The following is a 24,721-nucleotide window of genomic DNA, read 5'->3' on the forward strand; positions in this document are numbered from 1 at the left end:
ACTTCCCAAAAATGGGAGAAAATAAACGAATTTATAATTCTTTATAACTTATATCATTCACTTATATTGAATTCTTTTTCATGAAATCAATAATTTCCGAAATATAACCGAAAGCAATGGCTACTACCGTGTCAGCTGCTCCATAATATACGGTCACTTTATCTCCTTCTGTTAATGCTGCACAAGGGAAAACCACATTAGGGACATCTCCTGCCAGTTCATATAGCTCTGCCGGAGCTAATAAATAAGGTTTTGTTCTGTACAATACTTTGGAAGGATCTTCAAGATCAAGCAAAGCAGCACCCATCGAATATCTGAACCCGTTGCAGGTATTAATCACTCCATGATAGAAAAGCAGCCATCCTTCTTCTGTTTTGATAGGAACCGGTCCGCCACCGATCTTAGTACACTGCCATGCACTGTCTGCAAAAGGGGTAACTTTCATCACGCAACGGTGCTCGCCCCAATATTTCATATCAGGACTATAGCTGATATAGATGTCTCCAAAAGGAGTATGCCCGTTATCACTCGGACGGCTCAGCATGGCATATTTCCCATTGATTTTTTCAGGGAAAAGCACACCGTTTCTGTTGAAAGGAAGAAACGCATTTTCACACTGGAAAAATTCTTTAAAATCAAAAGTATATCCAATTCCGATGGTAGGCCCGTTGTATCCGTTACACCATGTAATCCAATAACGATCTTCTATAAAAGTAACACGGGGATCATATTTGTAATCGGATTCAATCATCTCGGTATTTCCGGCCTGCATTTCAATAGGGTCATGGTTAATATCCCAATTGATTCCATCTTTACTGAACCCTGCGAAAATGTTCATCTGCACGGCTTTATTATCGCAACGGAAAACCCCGGCAAATCCATCTTCAAAAGGAATTACTGCACTGTTGAATACACTATTGGATGTAGGTATTGCATATCTGTTAATGATCGGGTTTTCGGAAAACCTCCACATGATATCATTACAATCTTCCGGGCGATCCTGCCAAGGGATCATTACTGATTGAGCTGTCATAAAGTATCTTTACTTTTTTATTTAAAATTTGTTGATTAATTGATTGGTTCTTCTTTCTGATTTTCTGAATAAGGGAAAGGAACAAACAGGGTAACAAGGAATGCAGGAATAGTAGCAATCAGTACCCAGATGAAGAACATTTTATATCCGATCCAGTCACTAATCATTCCACTGAACATTCCCGGAATCATTACTCCAAGGTTCATAATTCCTGTAGCAAAAGCATAATGAGCTGTTTTATGTTTTCCGGGGGCGATCTGCTGCATCATATAGAGCATTAATCCCACAAAACCAAATCCATAACCGAAATACTCCACTACTACCGCAACACCTACTGGTAAAAGTTCAACAGGCTGGTAATAAGCCAGCAATGCATACACCACAAATGGAATATTGAATGCACAGCACAGCCATATTAAAGATTTCTTCAATCCGCGGGCTGAAATAAAATATCCAGCTAAAACAGATCCCAGGATAAAAGCTGCAGAACCATAAGTTCCGTAGATAAGCCCGATATCTGATGTTGATAATCCTAACCCACCTGAAGTTCTTGGTGCTTTAAAAAACAGAGGTGCAATTTTGATGGCAAAACCTTCTGCAAAACGGTACAGGATAATGAACAGTATACACCACAGAATTTTCTTTTTAGTGAAGAAAGAGGTAATTACTTCCAATAATTCCTGACGAACATTTCCTGCTGTTTTTCCATCCTTCTGCTCTTCTTTATTTTCTTTAGGCAGAATCAGATAATGATATATAGCTAATGCAAAGAACAATAATGCATAAATGGCCATAATAATCATCCAGGCATTAGTAACACCTTTTGTTTTTTCTAACACTCCAGCCACATAGACTAAAGCTCCACTGCTGATAATTTTAGCAAGGTTGTAAAACGCTCCCTGCCAGCCAATATACTTAGCCTGTTCTTTATTGGTAAGAAAGCCAATATAAGTTCCGTCTGCTACCACATCATGGGTTGCTCCACAAAATGCAACGACTGCAAAAAGAGCTATACTATATTTGAAAAAGTCGTGCATAGGCAGACTTAAAGCAATAAGAGCAAACAGAATTCCTATAGCAAACTGGGTAGCAACAACAAAGAACTTTTTGGTTTTATAGATTTCCAGAAAAGGGCTCCAGAGTGGCTTTAATGTCCATGAAAACATGATAAGAGCCGTCCAGAAAGTAATCTGTGAATCCGAAACACCCATGTCTTTATACATAATCCCTGAAACCGCATTAATGGTTACAAAGGGCACTCCCATTGCAAAATATAATGTGGATATCCAAAGAATCGGTTGAATCCGACGGGTTCCGGAGTTGTTTTTTCCCATATTTAAAAATAAAATTCAAAAAGAAAAAGAGAACATCTCAAGGTTCATTCCGGCTAAAAACGAAACTATAAATTTTTTGAAGGTCCTACGCCTACCTCCTGCCTGAATGATTATCCTTTATGAGATGTCTCTGTATTATTAAAGTAATTTGATTATTTTTTATCCCACCAAAGCTTTGTTGCTCCGTTATCAGGACCTCCTAATTGCTGAACTGCCTGTGCATAATTAAAAGTAGAATTCTTGGTATCATTTGTAAATGGAATTCTTCTGATCATCTGATCTGTACCAATTAATCCGCCACTATCATTTTTTCTGACTTTGAATAAAATTGGATATCCTGTTCTTCTTTGTTCAGCCCATGCTTCAGGACCATCTGGATAAAGAGCCAGCCATTTTTGAGTCATAATTCTTTCGAGTTTCTTCTCGTTAGAATCACTGTTGTTCCAAGCGATTGTAATGCTGCTTAATTGTGAATCCCCTGCAAGTATGTTATTGGCTGGATTTTTAGGGTCAATATAAGGAGCCTCTGTAGAAACGCCATCTGCAAGATAAGCCGCTACATCAGAACTTTTACCCCATTCCCCAAAAGATTGACTGACACCAGCCTGATAATTAGATTGTGCATCACCTGCACCCGAGTAACCTCTCAAAGCAGCCTCAGCTTTCAAAAACCAAGTTTCGGCAGCAGTAAATAATTTGAATCTCCCGTCAGTACCAGAGAAATAATCTCCACTAGCAGATCTTGCTGCCGGTTGGGAATAGCCTCCATAAGTCGATTTCCCATTGATTAAATCAATTCCTTGACGTATTCCTATATATTGTGGTTTACCACCTACAACTGTTGCCGGATCTGTTGCCGGATTAGCGTACGCAGCAAGTCTGGGATCTTTAAAGCCATTCATATAAGCCATTATTGGAGCTCCAATATAACAGTCACCCCACGAATAGATAATAAAACTTAATTCATGCTGTCCAACACTTATCAATGCATTGTCTGCATTATCAGAGATTAATCCTGCGGACGAAGCAAAGACTTCCTCAGCATATTTTTTTGATTTTGCCGGATCAGCATAGCTCATACGCAAAGCAAATCTCAGTTTAAGAGAATTGGCTAATTTTGCCCATTTAGCGATGTCTCCACCATAGATCAAATCTGATCTTTTCACAACAGCTTTATCTTCTACATTCTGCGTTGCAGGAGTATTTTGTACTTTTTGCAAGTCAGCAATGGCAATCGTAAGATCATTAATAAAATTATTGTAAGCATCCTGCTGAGAATCAAAATCTGTAATCCCATTTGCATTAGGAGTATCATATTTACTATATACTACAGGCCCATGGCGATCTGAAACTCTTGCCGCTGTAAGGATTTTCAATATCTTTTTTACTGCAAAAGTTGCTGTGAAATCTATCCCGGGATAGTTGTTTTTAGCAGCGTTATCAATAACAATAGAATTATTAAAAGTATCTTGCTGTCTTGCAATAATTCTATTATTCCAGCCATCCATCATTAAATAAGTAAGATTATTTGTACCCCCATTAAATTGAGATGCCGTACTAAACATTCCACTATACATATCTGCATTAAGATTTGTAGCTAACTGATAATCTGCCTGAAAATCTCTTTGTATAGCCTTCATTGGATCTACAATTGCTTTAAAATCTGCATAAAAATTTTCAGGACCTCCAACTTTCTGCTGATTAAAATCTTCAAAGTCTCCGATACAACTGGAGGCAGAAAAAAGGACAGCTACTCCAAGTATATAAGTTTTAATATTAATTATTCTCATTTTAGTATTGTATATTTAGAAGTTAGCTTTTAGTGATAATCCGATAGATCTGGTAATAGGTATACCAAAAGAATCCACTCCTACACCACCGGGTGTATTTCCTGAAACCTGTTCAGGATCAAACGGTGCTTTTTTATAAAAGAAAAATAGATTTGTTCCCACTATACCTACCGTTGCATTTTTCAGGACACTGGAGTTAATATCAAAAGTATAGGTTATAGATGCCTGGCGTAATCTTACCGTTGTTGCACTATAGATATAGGCTTCATCAATTCCTGCCCCTTCCTGATTTGCTCCTACTGTTTTATAATAAGCTTTAGCATCCGTTAAACCAGTATAGGCAGCTCCTGCATTTGGAGTTCCTGGTGCGTATACCGCATTCGGGATTGCTACTCCACCTGCATCTCTGGCAGAAGCACTGTTCTGGCTTACCCCAAGCATATCATTTGCTTTTTCTGTAAGAGACAGGACTTGACCACCAAATTTTCCATCAATCAGAAAAGAAATTCCCAGTTTTCCAATATTAAAAGAGTTATTAAATCCTAACATAAATTTAGGATTAGGATTACCTAAATAACCAATTTGTTTATCTGCCATAGGTTTTCCATCAGTATCTACCAAAATTCTCCCCTGACCATCTCTCAGGAATTTAATACCATAGATGTCTCCGAAAGATCCGCCCAATTTAAGTTTTGTATAAACTCCACCTCCCGTAAGTGCAAGAAGCTGGTTTTCAAGACCATTAAATCTGGAGGGAAATAATTCTACAATTTTATTTTTGTTTGCAGAACCATTTAAATTAGCCGTCCAGCCAAATTTTTCTGAATCAAATATTTTATAGGATAGAGAAGCTTCAAAACCTGTATTTTGTATTTTTCCGGCATTTATATAATAGGAACCGGATGGTAAACCTCCTAAGTTAGAAGCAATATTAAGGGCCAAAAGCTGATTGGAAGCATTTGAATTGTAATAGGTGATATCAAAACTTAAGCGGTTTTTAAACAATCTTAGTTCAGTTCCAGCTTCAAAAGTCTTATTAAGTTCCGGTCTTACAAATAATTCCTTGAACGCCGGATCTGTTACAAGAGAATATTTAGGTTTTATAATTTGACCGGCATCAACATTGTATCCATAAACACTATTATATGGAATCATAGCCGTTGTCAAATTTGCGGGCAGTCCTAATCCTACTGTAGCATAGGACCCTCTTATTTTCCAAAAGCTAATGGCTTCAGGAAGTTTAAAGATTGAAGATAATACAGCGTTAGCACCCACAGATTCATAATCATATCCACTGGTTCCTGTATAAGCCAAAGTGGAATCCCAGTCATTTCTAAAAGTCATATCCACAAAGAACATATTCTTATACCCCAAGGATGCACTTGCAAAAATCGACTGGATTTGTTTTTTAGTACTGTAGTTTATATTATGAAACCCATCTCCTACACTCCTGTCTACATTCCACTGCAAATTACTGACAGTAAATAAATTGGGCGCTGCCAAATAGGCATTATCAATTTCAGTTACTGTATTTCTTGAAGTATTGATGCTTCCACCCACTGTAAAATCTAATGAAATATCTTCACTTAATTTTGGACTCCCTACTAATAAAACGTCTCCATAAGTAGAAGAGTTTTCGTATTTGTTTTGAAGAAATCTTCCATTTTCTCCGTTACTCGTTATCAGAATTGGATCTGAGTATGCCGAAACACCTCTTTGGCTATCTGTAATATTCCAACTATAATTCCCTCTTACTCTTGCTGATAGCCATGGATTGATTTGATAGGCCAAAGATACTGCACTATATGTATTTTTGTTATTAACAGTAACTTTATTTCTGTTTAATACCCAATAAGGGTTTTGTGTTGCAGGATTCCCGTTGAATTTTCCATCTGGTCCTATGGCCCACCAGTTTTGGCCTGGCAATAATCTCGATTTATCTATGTAGTAGTAGTTACTATTATTATATTGATCAAAATCTACTCCTCTTGGCAACCAGTATAAACCTACTAACGGTGAAAAAGAAACACCGGGAGTCTGTCTGTTGATACTGTTTTGTATAGACCCAATAAAATTAGCATCTAAAGTTAATTTATCATTCAGATATTTGCTGGAATTTCTAAAAGAGACGTTGTACTGATCAAAATAAGAAGAAGGAACAATTCCTTTATTAGTAGTATTTCCTATTGAGAAATAATTCGTTGATTTTTCAGTTCCTGACTGGAAAGAAAGACTGTTAACCCATGTTGTCCCATTTTGTAGGAAATCTTTTAAATGATCCTTAGAAGTTCCTTTTGCTCCCCAGCTTTCATTGGAAACACCAGGAGCTTGGCCAGCCGCAGGATCATAAGAAAGATAGCTATGCTGTTGCTTGGGAAGACTATATGCCTGGTCTACTGTAAAACTAGTATTGTAACTTATAGAGCTTTTCCCTACTTTTCCCTTTTTTGTGGTAATCAGAATTACCCCATTTCCCCCAATAGAACCATAAAGAGCAGAAGCGGAAGCCCCTTTTAAGAAGTTGATGCTTTCAATATCATCCGGATTGATGGAGCTTAAAACATCTCCTGCATCCGGCATTGTAGAGTATTGGCTCGCCTCAGCAGACTTTCCAACACTGTTAATAATGGGAATACCATCTATTACATATAAAGGCTGACTGCTACTAGCTGATTTATTTCCTCTCATTAAAACCCTAACCGAACTTCCTACACCATTAGTTCTATTAATCTGTACATTGGAAACTTTTCCGCTGATTGAGTTTAAAAAATTGGGAGTTTTCACTTCTGTAAGCTCATCTCCGCCAATCTGCTGACTGGAATAAGTAAGAGCACGAGCCTGCCTTTTAACCCCCAAAGAGGTAACTACGACCTCCTGAATATCGGTTGTCTTCGTAGTGTCGGCCGCTTTTTTTTCCTGTGCAGTGGCAGAAAGGGAAAAAACAAATAGAACCGGTATAACTGCTTTTCTCATAAGGTTTAGATTAGTTAGATTTAATTGAGAATCAATGACATTACTTTAGATTTTAATACCAAAAAGTTTATTGTTTTTTTAGCAATATTTTGTGGTTTATGTATTAAATTATTTAAAGTTTTGTTAAGATTTAATTCACATTAACAAATCTAAATTTTGTAGACAGTCCGATATAATACTATTTTATCATAAAACGATATTATTTTTTCATAGGCATAATAAAAATAAACGTAAATAATTAATAATCAACACTTTAAAACAGAGTTTCAATAATTAAAAAAAGGGGAATTATTTTGTTATTTTTTAATTTTGGAGAAAAAAATACAACTCAGAGTTCTCTCTGTTTTTTAACAAGAAAACGAACAATACCAGAGCCACGCAACTCTTTTTACATAAAGATTTTTCACTCCATTATATTTGTTTAGAATGGCAAAAAACTTTGTGGAAACCTGAGAATCTATAAGGTAACAAGAAAAGTAAATACCAGAAAAATATTATTCAATTTTTTTAACCCCTTTAAACTGCTCTCTGAATTCAGTGGGAGTCGTCTTTTTAATTGATTTAAAGACTTTATTGAAGTTTGCAATATTATTAAACCCGGCTTCAAAAGCAATTTCAAAAACGGTAAGATTTTTTTCCATCAGCCATCGGGCAGCATAGCTTATTCTAATTTCATTAAGATAATTGATAAATGTTTTTCCTGTTCTTTTCTTAATAAACCTATTGAAGCTCACATTACTCATATTTACCAATGAAGCTACATTATCCAGTGTTATTTTATTCTCAAAATTCTTATGAACAAAATCATGAATAACCTTCATCTTATCATTATCATCAAACGTTTCAGAATCTATACTGTAAGAGGATAAAAGCATCTTATCTTCTGCAGTAGCTAACTCATTGAGGATCTTCATAATTTCTATAAAAGACTCAAAGCTGTTCATCTTGGAAAGATTCAGAAACGAATCCTTTAGTTTTTCAGCAGTTTCTGTAGAAAACAGAATTCCTCTGATTGAATCCTTCATCAGATTATTGATGGGCCTGAGGATATTTTTCTGCATCAGTGCCTGATTAAAGAAATCCTGATTAAACTGTATGGTAATTTCGTGAGTCTTTTTGTACTTACATCTATGATTTGCCCAACAATGTGGTAAATTGGGGCCTACCAAAACCAGCTCCAGATCTCCAATCTCACCTGTGTGATCCCCTATCATTCTACGATAGCCTTTTCCTTTGTACACAAAATTAATTTCAATCTCCGGATGGTAATGATAAGGAAAATCAAAAGATTCTTTAATCCTGTCAAACACCAGAAAACTATCTTCTGGAGATAATGGAGTTATTTCTCTAAGAATATTTTCCAGTCCGTTCATAAAGGCATTTTTGAAAAGGGATTACAATATCGTTTACAGTACAAATATTTGTAAATTTGATAAAATAATATCAATGTAAAAACATATTTACTGTTTTTTTTACCTCATTTTTGATATGTATGTCAGAATAATATTAGGCTTTTGTAATTTAAAATGCTTTAAGTAATGCTTTTTCATATCTTTATACAGAACAATTTTTCATCAGAAAAATAACTTTTATATCAACATCAAATTAATATTAATCAAAACTCAACAGTATGAGACGTAACGCAACTGCCGTATGGAACGGTACCATTAAAGAAGGAAAAGGACATATCACTACTCAAAGTACAACTTTAAACCAGACTCAATATTCTTTTAGCAGCCGCTTTGAGGATGGTGTAGGAACCAATCCTGAAGAGTTATTGGCTGCTGCCCACGCAGGATGTTTTACGATGAAATTAAGTGCAGAACTTTCTCAGGCAGGGTACACTCCTGAAGAACTAACCACTAAATCAGTCATCACTCTTGATCCAAGCATTGGAAAAATTACAAAGTCTGAACTAACCCTTACTGCAAAGGTTCCTGGGATTTCTGAGGAAGAATTTCAGAAATATGCAAAGATCGCAGAAGAAGGATGCCCAGTAAGTGCAGCTTTCAACTTTGAGATCACTTTAAATGCAACCTTAGCTTAAAAACATAATAAGTCTGGGCACTCATAAGTTCTCAGACTTCATTTTAAAATAAAATATACCAATTGGTATATTTTCGTATATTTGCATTGTAATTAAGCATTTAAAAATGTCAAAGGCAGAAAAGACAAAACAATTTATCATTGAGAAAACAGCTACTTTGTTCAATACCAAAGGCTATAATGCTACGTCCCTGTCAGACATAACACAAGCAACCGGATTAACCAAAGGAAGCATTTATGGAAACTTTGAGAATAAGGATCAGGTAGCCATTGAAGTATATAAATACAATGCTGCATTGCTGAGCAAAGTAATGAACCACTCTCTAGGAGATCAGTACCCTACTTCAACAGAAAAACTTCATGCTTTTGTTGCATTTTACAGGAAAAACTGGCGCTCCGTCTTTTCAAACGGTGGGTGCCCATTGATGAATGCTGCTACAGAAGCTGATGATTCTTTTCCTGCGCTTAAACAGTATGTTCAGAAATCATTTACCCTGTGGACGGAAAGAATAGTTGCAGTGATTGTTCAGGGACAGAAAAAAAATGAACTGAAAGCATCAGTGAATGCTGATGAATATGCCTCTCTATTTATTATGCTTATTGAAGGTGGAATTTTACTTTCAAAAACCATGGATGATGAAAAATATCTGAACCAGGCTCTGGATAAAGTCAAAGATATGATTGATCATGAACTGAATATTCTTCCATCATAAATTATACAATATGGAAACAAAAAAAGTGGCGATTGTAGGATACAGCAGAATCCCATTTGCCAGAATGAATACCGCCTATTCCGAAAAGGGAAACCAGGATCTTTTGCTGGCAGCCTTGAACGGATTGATAGACCGTTATCAGCTAAAAGGTAAATTACTTGGAGAAGTCGCTGGTGGTGCAGTCATTAAGCACATCTCTGAAAGTAACCTCATCAGAGAAACCGTAATGAATACCTCACTCAACCCTGCAACTCCTGCCTGCGATCTTCAACAGGCTTGTGATACAGGAATTGAAGCTGCCATTTATATCGGAAATAAAATTGCTCTCGGACAAATAGAGAGCGGCATTGCTTGCGGTGTGGAAGCTATGAGTAATATTCCTTTTGAATCTTCTCCCCGATTGAGAAAAGCTCTTTTAAAAGCTAATAAAGAGAAATCTGCATTTGGAAAAATCAAACAGCTGCTAAGCCCCAAACTGAAGGACTGGATGCCTATTCCTTACAAAGGTCAGGAACCTAAAACAGGGCTTGTGATGGGTGAACATACCGAAATAACGGCAAAACATTATAATATTTCAAGGGAAGATCAAGACGAACTGGCATTTAAAAGCCATCAGAATATGGCAAAAGCTTATGATGAAGGATTTTTTGATGATATGATCACTCCGGCCTTTGGTCTTGACAAAGACAATAACTTACGTCGCGATACCAGTCTTGAAAAATTATCTCAATTAAAACCAGCTTTTGATAAACAAAACGGAACATTAACAGCAGGAAATTCAACCCCATTTACAGATGGAGCCTCTGCCGTTTTATTAGCCAGTGAAGAATGGGCAAAAGCCAATAATCTTCCTATTTTAGCTTATATTACCTTCTCAGAACTTGCAGGAATAGAATATGTAGAAAACAGACAAAATCTATTATTGGCTCCTGTCTTTGCAGCAGAAAGAATGCTGAAGAAAGCAGGAATGAATCTTGAAGACTTTGACTATTACGAAATACATGAAGCCTTTGCAGCTCAGGTTTTAGCAACTCTCAAAATCTGGGAAAATGACGATCTGGCTAAACAGTTTGGATTGGAAAAAGCCCTTGGAAAGATTGACAGGAACAAATTGAATGTAAAAGGAAGCAGCCTTGCAGCAGCTCATCCATTTGCAGCAACAGGCGGAAGAATAATAGCTACCTTAGCCAAACTTTTAAATGAAAAAGGTAGCGGGAAAGGCTTTATTTCTATCTGTGCAGCTCGTGGACAGGGCATAACAATGATCTTAGAAAAGTAGTTTTCAGCTATTTTTATGTAAAAAATATTCATTATGCTATAAATAATATCCCTGTTTATTCGTCTGTAGCGAAAGAAAAATGATAATATTGCAAACGGAAAACAGAATGATCAAGAAAAGCAGTGAAATGAAGCATGGGTAAATACGCTTTACCTTATGAAAATCTAATCAGTTTTAAATAATCAACTAATATGAAAAGAGTTGTCATTACAGGATTGGGAGCAGTGACACCCTTGGGAAATAATGTCGAAGAATTTTGGCACAACAGTATTAACGGAGCCAGTGGTGCAGGGTTAATCACTCATTTCGATTCAGAAAAATTTAAGGTACACTTTGCCTGTGAGGTGAAAGGCTTTGATCCAAAGCTACATCTTACCCACAACGAAATCAAAAGAAGTGACCTTTTTACACAATATGCAATGTACGCTTCTGCAGAAGCTATGCAGGATTCCGGTTTAGATCTTGAAAACATGGATCCTTTTGATTCTGGAGTGATCTGGGGAACAGGACAGGGCGGAATGTGGACTTTTGAAAAGGAAGTAATGGATTTCGCACACGGCGATGGTACTCCGCGTTTTAATCCTTTCTTTGTTCCTAAGTTTATTGCCAATATGGCTTCAGGAATGATCTCCATGAAATATGGACTTCAGGGAATAAATTATACAACAGTTTCTGCCTGTGCAACAGGAAATACAGCCTTGATGGATGCTTTCAACTATATCCGTCTCGGAAAAGCAAAAGTAATTATCAGTGGAGGTTCTGAAGCTGCTATTACCCCTGCTTCAATAGGTGGATTCTCTATTATGAAAGCCATGTCTACCAGAAACGATGATTTCGCAACAGCCAGCCGTCCTTACGACGCAGACAGAGATGGTTTTGTGATGGGAGAAGGTGCAGGAGCATTAGTTCTTGAAGAATATGAACATGCTGTAGCAAGAGGAGCAAAAATCTATGCGGAATTAGCAGGAGCAGCAATGACAGCTGATGCTTACCACATGACAGCACCTCATCCGGAAGGTGTTGGAGCTATTAAAGCCATGCAGATTGCTGTAAAAGAGGCTGGTGCCAATATGGAAGATATAGATTATATTAACCCACATGCTACTTCAACTCCACTGGGAGATTTAATTGAATTAAAAGCGATTAACAAAGCATTTAATGGAAATAAAAATCTTGACATCAGTGCCACGAAATCAATGACAGGGCACTTATTAGGAGCTGCAGGAGCTGTTGAAGCGATCCTTTCTATTAAGGCTATTCAGAATGGTATTATTCCGCCAACCATCAATCTTCACAGTATTGATGAGAACATTCCAAAGGATATTAATATTGTATTCGGAGAAGCTAAAGAAAAAGAGATCAATTTTGCATTGAGTAATGCTTTTGGCTTTGGTGGACATAATGCAACTCTTGTTTTTAAGAAGTTTTCTTAATTTTTAAAATAAATTTCTACCAGATTTTTAACTCTGATTATTTAGGTATAATAGACTATTACTGAGTCGAAAAGATAAAAATACTGGAAATTTTTTAATAAAAATATTGACAATCCCTGTGCTTAAAAAACACAGGGATTTTCTATGCATAAAAGTTTTTTGTAAGTTCGTTCCACTACAAAATATTTTATGAAGAAACTCCACTATGTATTATTAATTCTCATTTCAAATTTTATTTATGCTCAAAATAATTTTGAAATTGATCTCAGTTCAGATTCATACATTAATGACAGCCTTATGTTAGGAGCTCCAATGACGAGAAAGGGATTTGGAGATCTTTATACATTTAAAATGCAGACGAATAAAAATATCTCTGATTTGGCAAAAAAAACAGGATAGATCATTCCTTTTATTATTTAAAAATTCAAAAGAAAAATATTGTCATTGGCTTTATAGAATATCCTCAACCTGTAGCTTTTATTCATCTGGGAAAGAAAGGGGAAGCAAGTCATAATACAAAAATATTTTTTCTGGAGAAAGGAAAACATAAGATTGATTTACCCCAAAACATTAATAATCTGGAACTTGATATACATTCTCCAACCAACAAAGAATATAAGGCTTTAAAAAAATCATTGGAACAGTTTTATATAAAATCAAAAAGCCCTGATCAACGTGACAGTTTGATAAATATGGACAAAAAACAGAAATTTTTAGGAGAATACATCAGGAAAAATCCCAATTCATATGCCGCGTTATGGGAAATTGTGAATGATTATACTCTTAAAGATTATCACCCTGCTTACTTGAAAAACCTGAATTTATTTTCAGTAAAATTTAAACAAAACAAATTATACAAGGGTGTTGAAACTCGTTTAAAAGCAGAACAGTCTACATCCATCGGACAAAAAATACCTGATATTTATTTTGACAAACAGAATAAACTGACTTCTGAGAACTTTAAGAAATATAAATTAACCTTCATTGACTATTGGTCTACCACTTGTGCTCCCTGCATAAAAAGTATGCCTGAAATTGTGAAACTCTATAATGAATATAAAGATCAAAATGTAAATTTCATCACGGTTACAGATGAGCAAAACCCCAATAGAATAGAAACTGCAAAGAATATCCTAAAGAAAAACAATGCCACTTGGGTGAATTTCTTTGATACCAATAAAGACTTCCAGAAGAAAGTAAACGCGACAAGCTATCCACTTCATTTTATCATCGACGAAAACGGAAAAATAATTGCCCGAATCAGCAATAATATAGACGAAGTCAGAACTATTATTAAAGAATATTTACAATAAGTTTTTCAAAAGAAAAAGCAGTCTGGACGACTGCTTTTTTATTATGCTTTTAACCATTCCGATGAGGAAAGGTAGTTCTGATCAGGATAATAAATGAAAAGTAAATTTCTCCCCTTTATCGTATTAATCATAGATTGCGACAGCTCTCTCGGTACAGCAGGACACCCCCAACTTCTTCCGATTCTTTTATGTACTGCTGCAAAAGCATCACTTACATAATCTGCCCCATGCATTACAATCGCTCTTCTATACGCTGCATCATTGAATCCTTTATCCATTCCTAATAACCTCAAAGAATATCCGTTGTCTCCCTGATAGGTTGCATCTGTGATATAAAATCCCATGCTGCTCTGTCTCGAACTTTCCGTGTTAGAAAAATTCGTGGCAAATTCTTCGCCTGTATTTTTACCGTGGGCAACCAAAGAGTTGAACAGTACTTTTTTGTCATTAAGATCAATCACCCAAAGTCTTTTGGTGTTGGAAGACATAGAAAAATCGCAAACAGTTAATAAATGCGACTCGTCAGTAAGCAAACCTGCTTTCTTTAGATTTTCAAATCCTGTTAAGGCCTTAGAAAACACTTCATAGTTCAGTTCATGTTCAGGATCAAATTCAATTGAATTGTATAGTGCTTCTGACGAAGATACTGCGGTAGTAGTATTCTTCTCAGATTTCGTTTCAGTTACTCTTTCCGTCTTTTTTATGTTGACGTTTTCATTCTTTACCATTGCTCCCGGAGAAATGTAGAATGACGTTGTCACCATGTAAACAAGGCCTATTACGCCATAAAATCCTTTCATTCAATAATATATTAGTACCAAATTAGTGGGGCAAAATTATAAAAACATAGGTATCAGCCACTTATAAGTCTACAAAGTTTAACTGAATTTAAGAAACTTTAACGTCCTGATTCTGTGAAATAAAGCTCATTATTTTTGCGAATCTCCAACGAATTCCAGACTAATTGAGTTCATGCAATATCTCAATCCGGTAGGCTTTGGACCATCATCAAATACGTGTCCTAAATGAGAATCACATCTTTTACAAAGAACCTCTACCCTCTCCATTCCATAGGCAGTATCTCTTTTATAATAAACCCCTTCTTTATCTGCTTCAAAAAAACTTGGCCAGCCACAGCTGCTTGAAAATTTTGAAGTGGAACGGAATAAATGATTGCCACAAACCGCACAGTAATAATCCCCTACCTCATCAAATTCATTATATTTCCCAGTGAAAGCTCTTTCTGTAGCCGCTTCCCTGGAAATTGCGTAAAGGTCCGGTGCTAAGATTTTTTTCCACTCGTCATTGGAAATATTCAGTTTTGTAGTATCGGTTCTTGAGTAATATGGATTGTTTTTTGCTTCTGTATTTTCCATAGAAGTAATTTTAATAGGTTCCTGTTTCTGCGTACATCCCTGCAGAACAATTAATATAATGGCTGAAATTAAAAATTTCATCGTAAATTTTAATTATTTATTTCTTAACCACAAAAGTGACAGTATATTTAAAAACACTTAAGTTTATGAAAATCTTTGACTTTCATCTTATGTGAACGTATGAGACATCAGGTTAAACTTTCTTAAGTGCTCTAAAGTGGTTCAAATAAAACTCTTGTATCTTTTGTGGTTCAAATATTGGATGATTTGATAACCAAATTTAGTAAATTTGAGAATATGAATGACGAAGCAAAAAGAAAACAGCTTAGAAAATATAAGGCATTTGCCACAGGACTTTTTGTTCTGATGGCACTTATTTTCATTGTGACAACCATTATGCAGAAGTCTAATTCTTCTCACTGGATAGGCTATGTACGTGCTTTTGCGGAAGCAGCTATGGTAGGTGCTTTGGCAGACTGGTTTGCGGTTACCGCCTTATTCAGTCATCCTCTTGGGCTTCCGATTCCTCATACCAATCTTATTGAAAACAGCAAACAGAGGTTAGGAGATAATCTGGGAAGCTTTGTAGTCAGTAATTTTCTTTCTCCTCAAAATATACGTCCCTATATTCAAAAAATAAAGGTTTCCGGTTTTGCCGGAGAATGGCTTACCAAAGAGAAAAATCAGGATATTCTCATCCGAAACCTGTCTGATATTGTTCTTGATATCCTCAATAAACTTGATGATTCTACTGTAAGTCAATTCATCAGTAAGAAGGTATCTGATATGACGGATGATATTAAACTCAACAAGGTTGTAGGAAACGGTATCAATTATATCCTGGAAAAGAATGACCATCAGAGAATCATCACCAATCTTGCCAAGCAGATTAAAGAATACATTGTTCAAAATGATGAAATGATAAAGGATAGGGTAAAAAAAGGAAGCTATACCTTCATTCCATCTTTTGTGGATAATAAAATTGCAGATAAGATCGCAGATGGTTTATCTGAGTTTTTCAAAGAAATAGAGGAAAATACAGAGCATGAAGTCAGAGGGTTAATCACTCAAAAAATTCATGAATTTTCTGTTGATCTTAAGGAAGATCCAAAATGGGATGAGGAATTTAAGACGATTAAAAATGGGCTTCTTAAAAATGATAAACTGGAAGAATATTCCAATGATATTTGGGTATCCATCAAGAAAACATTGATGAAAGAATTGCAGGAAAATCATTCTGCATTGAAAAATTACCTTTCCAAAAACCTGAATGAGTTTTCACAAAACTTAAAAACAGACGAAAACCTTCAGAACAAAATAGATCATTGGGTTCGGGTAACGGCTTATAAATATATTCTGAAAAACACCCATCAGTTCGGAAACCTCATCAGTACTACGGTGGGGAACTGGCAAGGTAAGGAACTGAGTGAAAAACTGGAACTGGAAGTAGGTAAAGATCTTCAGTTTATCCGTGTAAATGGGACTCTGGTTGGAGGATTGGTAGGACTTATCATTTATACCATTGCTCATTTCTTTATTTAAAAACGGACATATAACCATGAAAAAACTTCTTATTCTTCTCTTACTTTCGTTTTTCCTTCCGGGTAAAAGTCAAAAGGTTGAGTTAAAAACAGTCACAGATTCATCTCAGGTCTTCAAAGGAGAAATAGCAGGAGTTCCCGTTACCTTACAGCTTCACTATGATGGTATTCCGGACTGCAATTTATACCAGCATTTTGTAGACGGATGGTATTATTACGATAAATATCAGAAGAAAATTCCATTGACAGGACTATATGATTATGGAAAACTGTCATTATATAATTTCGGGGCTAAGCATCAACAGGTTTCTAAACAATTCAAAGAAAAAATCAATTCGCCACAGGATGTGGAAAAAGTAGCTGAAATAGTAAAAGGCTTTAATCCGAAGGAAATCATTTTATTTGGGTACAACCAAACTAAAGAAAATCCTATTTCGGGAAGTTTTTATCTTGAGAATAAAGGCAAAACACAGCCAGCAAAACTATTCACCGGTAATGAGATGATCTACCGTTATAATAATTATCTGACTTTACCTAATAACAAAAGAATCAACACCTTTGATATTATTAACCTATATGGTGGAAATCAACTAATTTCTTATGTTTCCGGAGAAAAAGGGAACAGAGTTTTACTGTATTTTGAACATTCTTCCAACCTTAACGCCTGTGGAAGATGCGGTGCCAGTGAAGGTGAAAAAGGCTATAGAATTCTTTATTTTACCAAAGACTGGAATTATAAACGCTATGAAGAATTCCTTACTGAAAGCTGTTTGGAAAACATCTATGATACTCCACAAACAAAATCAAAGGATGGCAAAACAATACAATATAAAATAAAAAAATCGGATTCCTCTCCGGCTCATACATTAACTGTCGACATCCGAAATGCATCTGTAATAAAATCAAAATAAAAAAGAGTTCATATTCTGAACTCTCTTTTTATATTATCTTGGCAATCTGCTTGCTCTTTTTAAAATCTCTTTGTTGATTTCATTAATCAGTTCCGGACCTTCATAAATAAATCCGGTGTATAACTGAACCAGACTTGCACCGGCATCTAATTTTTCAATAGCATCTTTTGCAGAATGAATTCCTCCTACTCCAATGATCGGGAATGCTCTGTTACTTTTATCGGAAATGTACTTAATCATTTTTGTACTTCTTTCACGAATAGGTTTTCCGCTTAGCCCTCCGTTTCCTATTTGCTCTAAAACTTCCGGAGGTGTTTTTAATCCTTCTCTGTTTACCGAAGTATTGGAGACGATTACTCCATCTATTTTTGTTTCTGCAATAAGCTCTACAATTTCGTCTAACTGAGCATTATTAAGATCCGGAGCTATTTTAAGGAGTATTGGTTTCTGTACAGATTTCGACTGATTGATTTTCTTTACTTCAGTAATCAGCTCACGAAGGTATTCTACATCTTCCAGTTTGGCGTGGCTTCCTACATTCGGGCAGCTTACATTCAGTACAAAATAATCTACATGAGGATGAAGACCTTCAAAACAATCCAGGTAATCCTGTGTATAGTTTTCAGGTTTTGTATCTGTATTTTTCCCGATGTTTCCACCGATGATGATTTTCCCTTTGTTGGATTTCAATTTTTCAATAGCAGCCTGAAGACCATCATTGTTGAATCCCATTCTGTTAATGATTCCACCATCTTCAATCAAACGGAATAATCTTTTCTTAGGATTTCCTGCCTGAGCTCTTGGGGTTACTGTCCCGATTTCTACAAATCCGAAACCTAAATCTCCCAATTCATTGAACAAGGTTGCATTTTTATCAAAACCGGCAGCCAGTCCTACAGGATTTTTAAATTTCAATCCGAAAACTTCTCTTTCCAGACGTTTGTCTTCAATAGGTTTTGGGAAAAATAATTTAGTAAGAAATCCAAAATTCTTAAGCATTGAAAAAGTAAAGTGATGTACTTCTTCAGGATCACATTTGAAAAGAATCGGACGAATGAGCGATTTGTACATTGAAAAAAAGTTTTACAAAATTACTCATTTTAAAATTAATGGTGGATTAACCTATGATATTTTATCAAATTGCTTGATATATAGCATCTATAAGGTAGAAAGTTAATGTCACCTGCAAGATCCTTGACAAGGATTTAGGGTTGCCCTTTTCTTTTAATTATCAATTAAGAATACTGACTTAAATCAAAATTCAGGATGTCTCCTACTCTTTTAAATTCTTCATCTACAGTAGCATTCAATATTATTTCTTCATTGGTAACAGGATGATTGAAAATCAATTGATGAGCATGAAGCGTCATTTTATTGATTCCAAATGTTTGAAGCCATAATTTATTCTGCTTATTGCAACCATGCTTACGACAGCCTAAAATCGGATGCAGGATATGTTTGAAATGTTTTCTCAACTGATGAAATCTTCCCGTTTCAGGGATTGCTTCTACCAAACAATATCTAGAAGTCTGATGCTTTAAAAAAGGTAAATCTATTTCTGAAGTCTGCAAACGACGGTAATAGGTAACTGCATTTTGCGTGACTTCATTTTCATTAACCAGGTCATAATCGATGGTTTCTTCTTCTTTAGCCCAACCTCGCAGAATAGCAATATACTTTTTCTCCACTTCTCTGCCTGCAAAACGGTCACTCATTATTCTAAGGGTATCTTTATCTAACGTAAATAGCAGAACACCGGAAGTTTTTCGGTCTAATCTATGTACAGGATACACTTTTTGCCCGATCTGTTTCCTCAGCTCCTGAATAGCATACGTATCGGCCTCTCCGGCATAAAAAGATTTATGCACTAATAATCCACTGGGTTTATTGATGGCAATAATATGCTCGTCACGATAAAGAATTTCTAACATGGTGCAAAAGTAGAGATTTTCAACTGATTCTAGCCCTGATTGTAACGGCATCCTTTTTTGTTGCGGCTGAAGCAAAGCGGAAGCCGTAACAAAAAAGATACAGTGGAAAGCAGGTTCCCGGCTCCTGACAAACCTCATTTGTAAACCTCATTAATTTTACTACTTTCGCGAAAATTATTTCATGAAACAACTATTCCTTGTGCTGTTATTAAGCCTTATTTCACTAAACTCTTATGCACAAGCTTCAGATTCTATTCAGTTGGGGACAGCCCACAGATCTCTTTTTATTAAAGGAAATCAAACATTCAAATATTCTGAATATAAAAAAGTGTTCCACAATGCTGATGCCTTAAAGTATGCGAAAAGAGCACGTTCAAAAACTACAATGGGAAGCATTTTCGGATTTACAGGTGGGATTCTGATGGGTGTAGGAATTGTAAGAGCCCTGCAACCGGACGAGAAGGTAAATACTTATCTTGGAGACGGCAGAGTATATACCATGACTTATAAAAATAATTATGGCGGGTGGCAGCTAATAAGTCTGGGAGCTGGAATTACAATTGCCGGAATTATTATTAACTCCGGAACCAAAAAAAATTTAAGAAAAGCCATTGATATTGAAAATGGTTCTGACAGAAAGGATCAGGCTTATTATAAAGTTGGATTTACCGGTAACGGAGCCTCATTAAGCTATAACTTTTAAGATCAAAAATAATAAGAAGCAGTTTTTTAACTGCTTTTTTTGTTGAATCTTATGATTTTGGATCCAATTTGCTATTTTTGCACATCAGACGTAAAAAAATTATGGCAAAGCAAGAAGATGTTTTCAAGAAAGTAATTTCTCACGCTAAAGAATACGGGTTTATTTTCCCTTCCAGTGAGATCTATGATGGTTTATCCGCTGTTTATGATTATGGACAGAACGGGGCTGAACTTAAAAATAATATCAAACAATACTGGTGGAAAGCTATGGTACAGCTTAACGAAAATATTGTGGGTATTGATTCGGCAATCCTTATGCACCCAACAACTTGGAAGGCATCAGGCCACGTAGACGCTTTCAACGATCCATTGATTGATAATAAGGATTCTAAAAAACGTTTCAGAGCAGACGTTTTGGTAGAAGACTACTGTGCTAAAATTGAAGATAAAGAGAATAAAGAAATCGAAAAGGCTGCGAAGAGATTCGGGGATGCTTTCGATAAAGATCAGTTTGTGGCTACCAATCCAAAAATTTTGGAGTACAGAGCGAAAAGAGAGGCTATTCTTTCAAGACTGGCAAAGTCTTTAGAGAATGAAGACCTTGCTGATGTAAAAGCTTTAATTGAAGAGCTAGAAATTGCTGATCCGGATACTGGTTCTAAAAACTGGACGGAAGTAAGACAGTTCAACTTAATGTTCGGAACAAAACTTGGAGCTTCCGCAGACAGTGCAATGGATCTTTATCTTAGACCGGAAACAGCTCAGGGTATCTTCGTTAACTTCCTGAATGTACAGAAAACTTCACGTCACAGACTTCCTTTCGGTATTGCACAGATTGGTAAAGCGTTCAGAAATGAGATTGTTGCAAGACAGTTTATCTTCAGAATGCGTGAATTTGAACAGATGGAAATGCAGTTCTTTGTAGCTCCGGGTACAGAACTTGAATTCTACGAACAATGGAAACAAAAACGTCTGAACTGGCACAGAGCCCTTGGTTTAGGTGATGATAACTACAGATTCCACGATCACGAAAAATTAGCTCACTATGCTAATGCTGCAGCTGATATTGAGTTCAACTTCCCATTTGGTTTCAAAGAATTGGAAGGTATTCACTCCAGAACTGATTTTGACCTTAAGGCTCACGAACAATTCTCAGGAAGAAAACTTCAGTTCTTCGATCCTGAAAGAAATGAAAACTATGTTCCTTACGTAGTGGAAACTTCCGTAGGTTTAGACAGATTATTCTTATCTATTTTCTCTCACTGCTTAAAAGACGAAGTATTGGAAGATGGTTCTGAAAGAACAGTTTTATCTTTACCACCTGCTTTAGCTCCAATTAAAGCGGCTATCCTTCCATTGATGAAGAAAGATGGTTTAGCTGAGTATGCTGAGAAGATTTTCAATGATCTGAAGTATGATTTCAACTTATTCTACGAGGAAAAAGATGCAATCGGAAAACGTTACAGAAGACAGGATGCGATTGGTACTCCTTATTGTATTACTGTAGATCACGATTCATTAACGGATCACACTGTAACCATAAGAGACAGAGATACGATGCAGCAGGAAAGAGTTCCGGTTTCAGAATTGAGAAGAATCATTGATGAGAAAACCAACTTCAGAAATCTACTTTCTAAAATATAATATTAATATAAAAGCCTTGATTTTTCAAGGCTTTTTTCATTTTCAAAAAAAATCATATCCATATTGTGAAAATGATTACTTTTGAGGCTATTAAAAAAACTAATTATAAACTATGAAGAAATTAATCATTTCATCGCTAGCTATAGCAGTAATGGCAAGCTGCAGCTCTTCAAACGATGACAGTACAAATGACAACAATAATAGCACACCTACTCCTTATCTTCTAAAGACATTCACTGAAATTACTCAGGACGGCGATTCTTTTACTACACAATATAAGTATAACGGAACAAAAATAACAGAAGCATTTGATGTTGCTGATAATGAAAAAACAGTATATACTTATGACGGTGATAATATCATCAAGACTGAAGTGTACACCAAAACGGGAGCATTAAAATTTATGAGAGAGTTTTCTTATTCTAACGGAAAACTGGTTTCTGAAAAAGTAACGGATAAGCACCAACCGGGAACTTTGGTTTACACTGAAACGTTTCAATATCTTAGTGACAGTCATATAAAGCACAATGCTCTTCAAACTTATACTTATAATTCAACCACCGGAGCTTACTCAGATATAAAATTCCAAGATAAGGATATTTATCTTGATGCTAGCGGGAACCTACTTTCGATGACTTACTCAAATAACGGAACCACATACAGCACTACATTCTCTTATGATGGCAATAACCATCCTATGAAAAATGTAAAAGGGTATATAAAAATGGATATGCTCTCTCTTGCAGATGGTGAAATAGGTTATAGTAACCTGGTAAAAGCAGATGGAAACTATGCAGGTTCAGTAAATGGAACCACTAAGACCAGCGCTGTTCATACTCTTAATGCAGCTAATTATCCAACTAAATCAGTCATGACGTATACAAGTACGGCTTTTGGAACCAATAAACACACTTATCTTTACGAGTATAATAAATAGTTATCTGCTCTGATTTACATATTTAGCCCTGAATTTTCAGGGCTTTTATTTTTCTTCAGTGTATTCCTATAATTTATTATTTTAGACCAAAATTAGACCATGAAAAAAATTACTTTACTGGTGTTTGGATTAATCCAGACACTTGCATTTTCCCAAACTCAGGATTTAACAGCATTAGCTGCAGGAGACCATGTAGGAATGAATGCCTTATTTGATGATAAGGACAACCTTTATGGCTACGTTTCTATATATTCTTACGGAAAATCCGGAGATAAAACCAAGAAATTTGAATACGTTATATTGGATAAGAACCTTAATCCTGTTGCCAATAAAGAATTTGAAGGTGATATCACCGCTGCATCTTATAGAGGGTATGTGGATTTTAAAGGTCAGATTATCCTAAAGCCATCCATGATGGATTATTCTCTGATAAAAAGCAGAGAAATCTTTACACCCGTTTCCATGGTTATTAATCCGAAAACCAATACCATAACCAGAAAAGTCTATTATGATTATCTTGAAGACGGAAGCTTTAAAGAGATCAATGAACCGAAAAGCTGGAAGGAACAAAACAAAGAGAACCGAAGTGAAAAAAGAGAAAAAGGGTACAATTATGTTTCAGCAGTAGCAGAAACGAAAGAAGGGGGCTATTTTGCCGTAGAATACAAAGATTATGGAAAGTATATCAACAGCAACAGCCTGATGAAGTTTGATGAAAACAAAAAGGAAGTATGGCGCTATAAATATAATACAGACGGAACCAAGAAAGTTTTTTCTACCTTGACTCCTCTGGAAAAAGATGAAAATTATATCTATTCTATCCTGAAGAAGGTGGATGATGATAAAAAAACATTCAGTCTCCTTGTTCTTGATATGAAAACGGGAAAGCAGATTGCCAATAACCCCATCACAGGAATTACAGATAAGACCATTGAATACATAGATACTTTTATTTCCAATTACAATGCTCTTGATAATGACAAAACTTTTGATGACAAAATTGTATTAATGGGACGAAACTATGCTCCCAACGATTATGATATAGGATTTTCCAGATTAATGATTAATAAATCCAATTTTAGTATTGATACAAAAACGCTTAACTATAAACCTGACTTTGTTCCCCACCTGCCTAAAATAGATGCACATGGATATGTAGAAAGCGGATATTATCTCCTTACTAAAGACTTATATTTCATGAGTGACGGAAGTGTAGGTATTCTTTCTGAAAAATATAAACCTGCCGGCCAATACAACGCTCCAAAAACAACGGATCTTGTTTATGTGTACACAGATAAGGATTTCAAAATTAAAGATCTTAAAGTACTGGAAAAAGAAAAAACAAAATGGGCAATCAATAGTGATTATCTGTTTTCACAATACCTCAACGGTGGAAAAGACGTGGTTTTCTTCTACCGCGATTATCAGAAAGATGAAGTAACCAGACAGAAAAAGTGGAATCTATTTATCAATACAGTTATTGACGGGAAATTCAAGCAGGAAATTATTCCTATTTCCGAAAAGGATAACTACCAGGTAACTCCTTATGTTGCCAAAGAAGGTTATATTCTTCTCCGTGAATACAATACGAAAGATAAATACAATAAGATCCGTTTAGAAAAACTGAACTACTGATATCATAGAATCATTTTGAATTCTTCTAAGAAAAAATGATCTTAAAAAGGAAACCTATCTCACCTTTGAGATAGGTTTTTAGTTTTTCTCATGGATTAAAGAGTTTGGGCTTTTAGCCTTGTCAAGGTTC

The 24,721-nt window shown here is 35.7% G+C and carries 21 protein-coding genes; 12 read left to right on the top strand and 9 right to left on the bottom strand.

From position 1 onward, the window contains the following. Nucleotides 1–61 precede the first annotated feature (61 nt). From BOQ64_RS09685 to BOQ64_RS09705, 5 genes are all read right to left on the bottom strand, one after another. Nucleotides 62–1,033 (bottom strand): glycoside hydrolase family 130 protein, encoded by a 972-nt coding sequence (locus BOQ64_RS09685; protein ID WP_129057901.1) that lies wholly within the window; start codon nucleotides 1,031–1,033, stop codon nucleotides 62–64. Between the two features lie 35 nt (nucleotides 1,034–1,068). Continuing rightward, entirely contained in the window at nucleotides 1,069–2,367 is a 1,299-nt protein-coding gene (locus BOQ64_RS09690; RefSeq protein WP_129057902.1) for an MFS transporter, read from the bottom strand. Nucleotides 2,368–2,519: 152 nt separating this feature from the next. Next, entirely contained in the window at nucleotides 2,520–4,157 is a 1,638-nt protein-coding gene (locus BOQ64_RS09695) for a SusD/RagB family nutrient-binding outer membrane lipoprotein (protein ID WP_129057903.1), read from the bottom strand. A 15-nt stretch (nucleotides 4,158–4,172) separates the two neighbouring features. Then, the gene (locus BOQ64_RS09700) at nucleotides 4,173–7,130 is read right to left on the bottom strand and encodes a SusC/RagA family TonB-linked outer membrane protein (protein WP_129059698.1); all 2,958 of its coding nucleotides are present in this window, start codon (nucleotides 7,128–7,130) and stop codon (nucleotides 4,173–4,175) included. A 494-nt stretch (nucleotides 7,131–7,624) separates the two neighbouring features. After that, a complete protein-coding gene (locus BOQ64_RS09705) occupies nucleotides 7,625–8,503 on the bottom strand; it encodes an AraC family transcriptional regulator (RefSeq protein WP_129057904.1) in 879 nt (292 codons plus the stop codon). A gap of 257 nt (nucleotides 8,504–8,760) precedes the next feature. On the opposite strand from BOQ64_RS09705, the gene BOQ64_RS09710 reads away from it, so the two are divergent. The 6 genes from BOQ64_RS09710 (at nucleotide 8,761) to BOQ64_RS09735 (ending at nucleotide 13,914) form a co-directional block, all read left to right on the top strand. Beyond that, entirely contained in the window at nucleotides 8,761–9,177 is a 417-nt protein-coding gene (locus BOQ64_RS09710) for an OsmC family protein (RefSeq protein WP_068940661.1), read from the top strand. Nucleotides 9,178–9,283: 106 nt separating this feature from the next. After that, nucleotides 9,284–9,889 carry a TetR/AcrR family transcriptional regulator gene (locus BOQ64_RS09715; protein ID WP_129057905.1) on the top strand — a complete coding sequence of 202 codons (606 nt, stop codon included), beginning with the start codon at nucleotides 9,284–9,286 and terminating at the stop codon, nucleotides 9,887–9,889. Between the two features lie 10 nt (nucleotides 9,890–9,899). Then, complete coding sequence (locus BOQ64_RS09720; protein ID WP_129057906.1) at nucleotides 9,900–11,168, top strand: acetyl-CoA C-acetyltransferase; 1,269 nt, start codon at nucleotides 9,900–9,902, stop codon at nucleotides 11,166–11,168. 191 nt (nucleotides 11,169–11,359) lie between these two features. Continuing rightward, nucleotides 11,360–12,601 (top strand): beta-ketoacyl-ACP synthase II, encoded by a 1,242-nt coding sequence (gene fabF, locus BOQ64_RS09725; RefSeq protein ID WP_129057907.1) that lies wholly within the window; start codon nucleotides 11,360–11,362, stop codon nucleotides 12,599–12,601. A 189-nt stretch (nucleotides 12,602–12,790) separates the two neighbouring features. After that, nucleotides 12,791–13,000: a hypothetical protein gene (locus BOQ64_RS09730; RefSeq protein ID WP_129059699.1), complete on the top strand. Its 210-nt coding sequence runs from the start codon at nucleotides 12,791–12,793 to the stop codon at nucleotides 12,998–13,000. Between the two features lie 293 nt (nucleotides 13,001–13,293). After that, the gene (locus tag BOQ64_RS09735) at nucleotides 13,294–13,914 is read left to right on the top strand and encodes a TlpA family protein disulfide reductase (RefSeq protein ID WP_129059700.1); all 621 of its coding nucleotides are present in this window, start codon (nucleotides 13,294–13,296) and stop codon (nucleotides 13,912–13,914) included. Nucleotides 13,915–13,955: 41 nt separating this feature from the next. On the opposite strand, the gene BOQ64_RS09740 is transcribed toward BOQ64_RS09735, so the two are convergent. Both BOQ64_RS09740 and msrB read right to left on the bottom strand, forming a co-directional pair. Continuing rightward, nucleotides 13,956–14,714, bottom strand: a complete 759-nt coding sequence (locus tag BOQ64_RS09740; RefSeq protein WP_129057909.1) for a murein L,D-transpeptidase catalytic domain family protein — start codon at nucleotides 14,712–14,714, stop codon at nucleotides 13,956–13,958. A gap of 129 nt (nucleotides 14,715–14,843) precedes the next feature. After that, entirely contained in the window at nucleotides 14,844–15,371 is a 528-nt protein-coding gene (msrB, locus tag BOQ64_RS09745; RefSeq protein WP_129057910.1) for a peptide-methionine (R)-S-oxide reductase MsrB, read from the bottom strand. A gap of 216 nt (nucleotides 15,372–15,587) precedes the next feature. On the opposite strand from msrB, the gene BOQ64_RS09750 reads away from it, so the two are divergent. Together BOQ64_RS09750 and BOQ64_RS09755 are read left to right on the top strand one after the other, a co-directional pair. After that, nucleotides 15,588–16,832: a DUF445 domain-containing protein gene (locus BOQ64_RS09750; protein WP_129057911.1), complete on the top strand. Its 1,245-nt coding sequence runs from the start codon at nucleotides 15,588–15,590 to the stop codon at nucleotides 16,830–16,832. A 16-nt stretch (nucleotides 16,833–16,848) separates the two neighbouring features. Beyond that, nucleotides 16,849–17,742 carry a hypothetical protein gene (locus BOQ64_RS09755; protein ID WP_129057912.1) on the top strand — a complete coding sequence of 298 codons (894 nt, stop codon included), beginning with the start codon at nucleotides 16,849–16,851 and terminating at the stop codon, nucleotides 17,740–17,742. A 33-nt stretch (nucleotides 17,743–17,775) separates the two neighbouring features. Here the strand turns inward: BOQ64_RS09755 and BOQ64_RS09760 are convergent, their stop codons facing one another. Together BOQ64_RS09760 and BOQ64_RS09765 are read right to left on the bottom strand one after the other, a co-directional pair. Then, a complete protein-coding gene (locus BOQ64_RS09760; protein WP_129057913.1) occupies nucleotides 17,776–18,813 on the bottom strand; it encodes a quinone-dependent dihydroorotate dehydrogenase in 1,038 nt (345 codons plus the stop codon). Nucleotides 18,814–18,977: 164 nt separating this feature from the next. Next, nucleotides 18,978–19,673, bottom strand: a complete 696-nt coding sequence (locus BOQ64_RS09765; protein ID WP_129057914.1) for a pseudouridine synthase — start codon at nucleotides 19,671–19,673, stop codon at nucleotides 18,978–18,980. A 181-nt stretch (nucleotides 19,674–19,854) separates the two neighbouring features. On the opposite strand from BOQ64_RS09765, the gene BOQ64_RS09770 reads away from it, so the two are divergent. The 4 genes from BOQ64_RS09770 (at nucleotide 19,855) to BOQ64_RS09785 (ending at nucleotide 24,591) form a co-directional block, all read left to right on the top strand. Continuing rightward, a complete protein-coding gene (locus BOQ64_RS09770) occupies nucleotides 19,855–20,376 on the top strand; it encodes a hypothetical protein (protein WP_129057915.1) in 522 nt (173 codons plus the stop codon). 101 nt (nucleotides 20,377–20,477) lie between these two features. Continuing rightward, nucleotides 20,478–22,019 carry a glycine--tRNA ligase gene (locus tag BOQ64_RS09775; protein ID WP_129057916.1) on the top strand — a complete coding sequence of 514 codons (1,542 nt, stop codon included), beginning with the start codon at nucleotides 20,478–20,480 and terminating at the stop codon, nucleotides 22,017–22,019. Between the two features lie 112 nt (nucleotides 22,020–22,131). After that, nucleotides 22,132–22,956 carry a hypothetical protein gene (locus tag BOQ64_RS09780; protein ID WP_129057917.1) on the top strand — a complete coding sequence of 275 codons (825 nt, stop codon included), beginning with the start codon at nucleotides 22,132–22,134 and terminating at the stop codon, nucleotides 22,954–22,956. A 99-nt stretch (nucleotides 22,957–23,055) separates the two neighbouring features. Further along, nucleotides 23,056–24,591 carry a hypothetical protein gene (locus BOQ64_RS09785; RefSeq protein ID WP_129057918.1) on the top strand — a complete coding sequence of 512 codons (1,536 nt, stop codon included), beginning with the start codon at nucleotides 23,056–23,058 and terminating at the stop codon, nucleotides 24,589–24,591. The last annotated feature ends 130 nt before the right edge of the window (nucleotides 24,592–24,721 follow it).

The organism is Chryseobacterium sp. CH25, from assembly GCF_004119455.1.
Classification (GTDB): Bacteria; Bacteroidota; Bacteroidia; order Flavobacteriales; family Weeksellaceae; genus Chryseobacterium.

What these genes read in the sequence shown, in the direction of transcription:
- BOQ64_RS09685 (WP_129057901.1), bottom strand. Translation starts at nt 1,033, where the DNA reads ATGACAGCTCAATCAGTAATGATCCCTTGGCAGGATCGCCCGGAAGAT.
- BOQ64_RS09690 (WP_129057902.1), bottom strand. Translation starts at nt 2,367, where the DNA reads ATGGGAAAAAACAACTCCGGAACCCGTCGGATTCAACCGATTCTTTGG.
- BOQ64_RS09695 (WP_129057903.1), bottom strand. Translation starts at nt 4,157, where the DNA reads ATGAGAATAATTAATATTAAAACTTATATACTTGGAGTAGCTGTCCTT.
- BOQ64_RS09700 (WP_129059698.1), bottom strand. Translation starts at nt 7,130, where the DNA reads ATGAGAAAAGCAGTTATACCGGTTCTATTTGTTTTTTCCCTTTCTGCC.
- BOQ64_RS09705 (WP_129057904.1), bottom strand. Translation starts at nt 8,503, where the DNA reads ATGAACGGACTGGAAAATATTCTTAGAGAAATAACTCCATTATCTCCA.
- BOQ64_RS09710 (WP_068940661.1), top strand. Translation starts at nt 8,761, where the DNA reads ATGAGACGTAACGCAACTGCCGTATGGAACGGTACCATTAAAGAAGGA.
- BOQ64_RS09715 (WP_129057905.1), top strand. Translation starts at nt 9,284, where the DNA reads ATGTCAAAGGCAGAAAAGACAAAACAATTTATCATTGAGAAAACAGCT.
- BOQ64_RS09720 (WP_129057906.1), top strand. Translation starts at nt 9,900, where the DNA reads ATGGAAACAAAAAAAGTGGCGATTGTAGGATACAGCAGAATCCCATTT.
- fabF (WP_129057907.1), top strand. Translation starts at nt 11,360, where the DNA reads ATGAAAAGAGTTGTCATTACAGGATTGGGAGCAGTGACACCCTTGGGA.
- BOQ64_RS09730 (WP_129059699.1), top strand. Translation starts at nt 12,791, where the DNA reads ATGAAGAAACTCCACTATGTATTATTAATTCTCATTTCAAATTTTATT.
- BOQ64_RS09735 (WP_129059700.1), top strand. Translation starts at nt 13,294, where the DNA reads ATGGACAAAAAACAGAAATTTTTAGGAGAATACATCAGGAAAAATCCC.
- BOQ64_RS09740 (WP_129057909.1), bottom strand. Translation starts at nt 14,714, where the DNA reads ATGAAAGGATTTTATGGCGTAATAGGCCTTGTTTACATGGTGACAACG.
- msrB (WP_129057910.1), bottom strand. Translation starts at nt 15,371, where the DNA reads ATGAAATTTTTAATTTCAGCCATTATATTAATTGTTCTGCAGGGATGT.
- BOQ64_RS09750 (WP_129057911.1), top strand. Translation starts at nt 15,588, where the DNA reads ATGAATGACGAAGCAAAAAGAAAACAGCTTAGAAAATATAAGGCATTT.
- BOQ64_RS09755 (WP_129057912.1), top strand. Translation starts at nt 16,849, where the DNA reads ATGAAAAAACTTCTTATTCTTCTCTTACTTTCGTTTTTCCTTCCGGGT.
- BOQ64_RS09760 (WP_129057913.1), bottom strand. Translation starts at nt 18,813, where the DNA reads ATGTACAAATCGCTCATTCGTCCGATTCTTTTCAAATGTGATCCTGAA.
- BOQ64_RS09765 (WP_129057914.1), bottom strand. Translation starts at nt 19,673, where the DNA reads ATGTTAGAAATTCTTTATCGTGACGAGCATATTATTGCCATCAATAAA.
- BOQ64_RS09770 (WP_129057915.1), top strand. Translation starts at nt 19,855, where the DNA reads ATGAAACAACTATTCCTTGTGCTGTTATTAAGCCTTATTTCACTAAAC.
- BOQ64_RS09775 (WP_129057916.1), top strand. Translation starts at nt 20,478, where the DNA reads ATGGCAAAGCAAGAAGATGTTTTCAAGAAAGTAATTTCTCACGCTAAA.
- BOQ64_RS09780 (WP_129057917.1), top strand. Translation starts at nt 22,132, where the DNA reads ATGAAGAAATTAATCATTTCATCGCTAGCTATAGCAGTAATGGCAAGC.
- BOQ64_RS09785 (WP_129057918.1), top strand. Translation starts at nt 23,056, where the DNA reads ATGAAAAAAATTACTTTACTGGTGTTTGGATTAATCCAGACACTTGCA.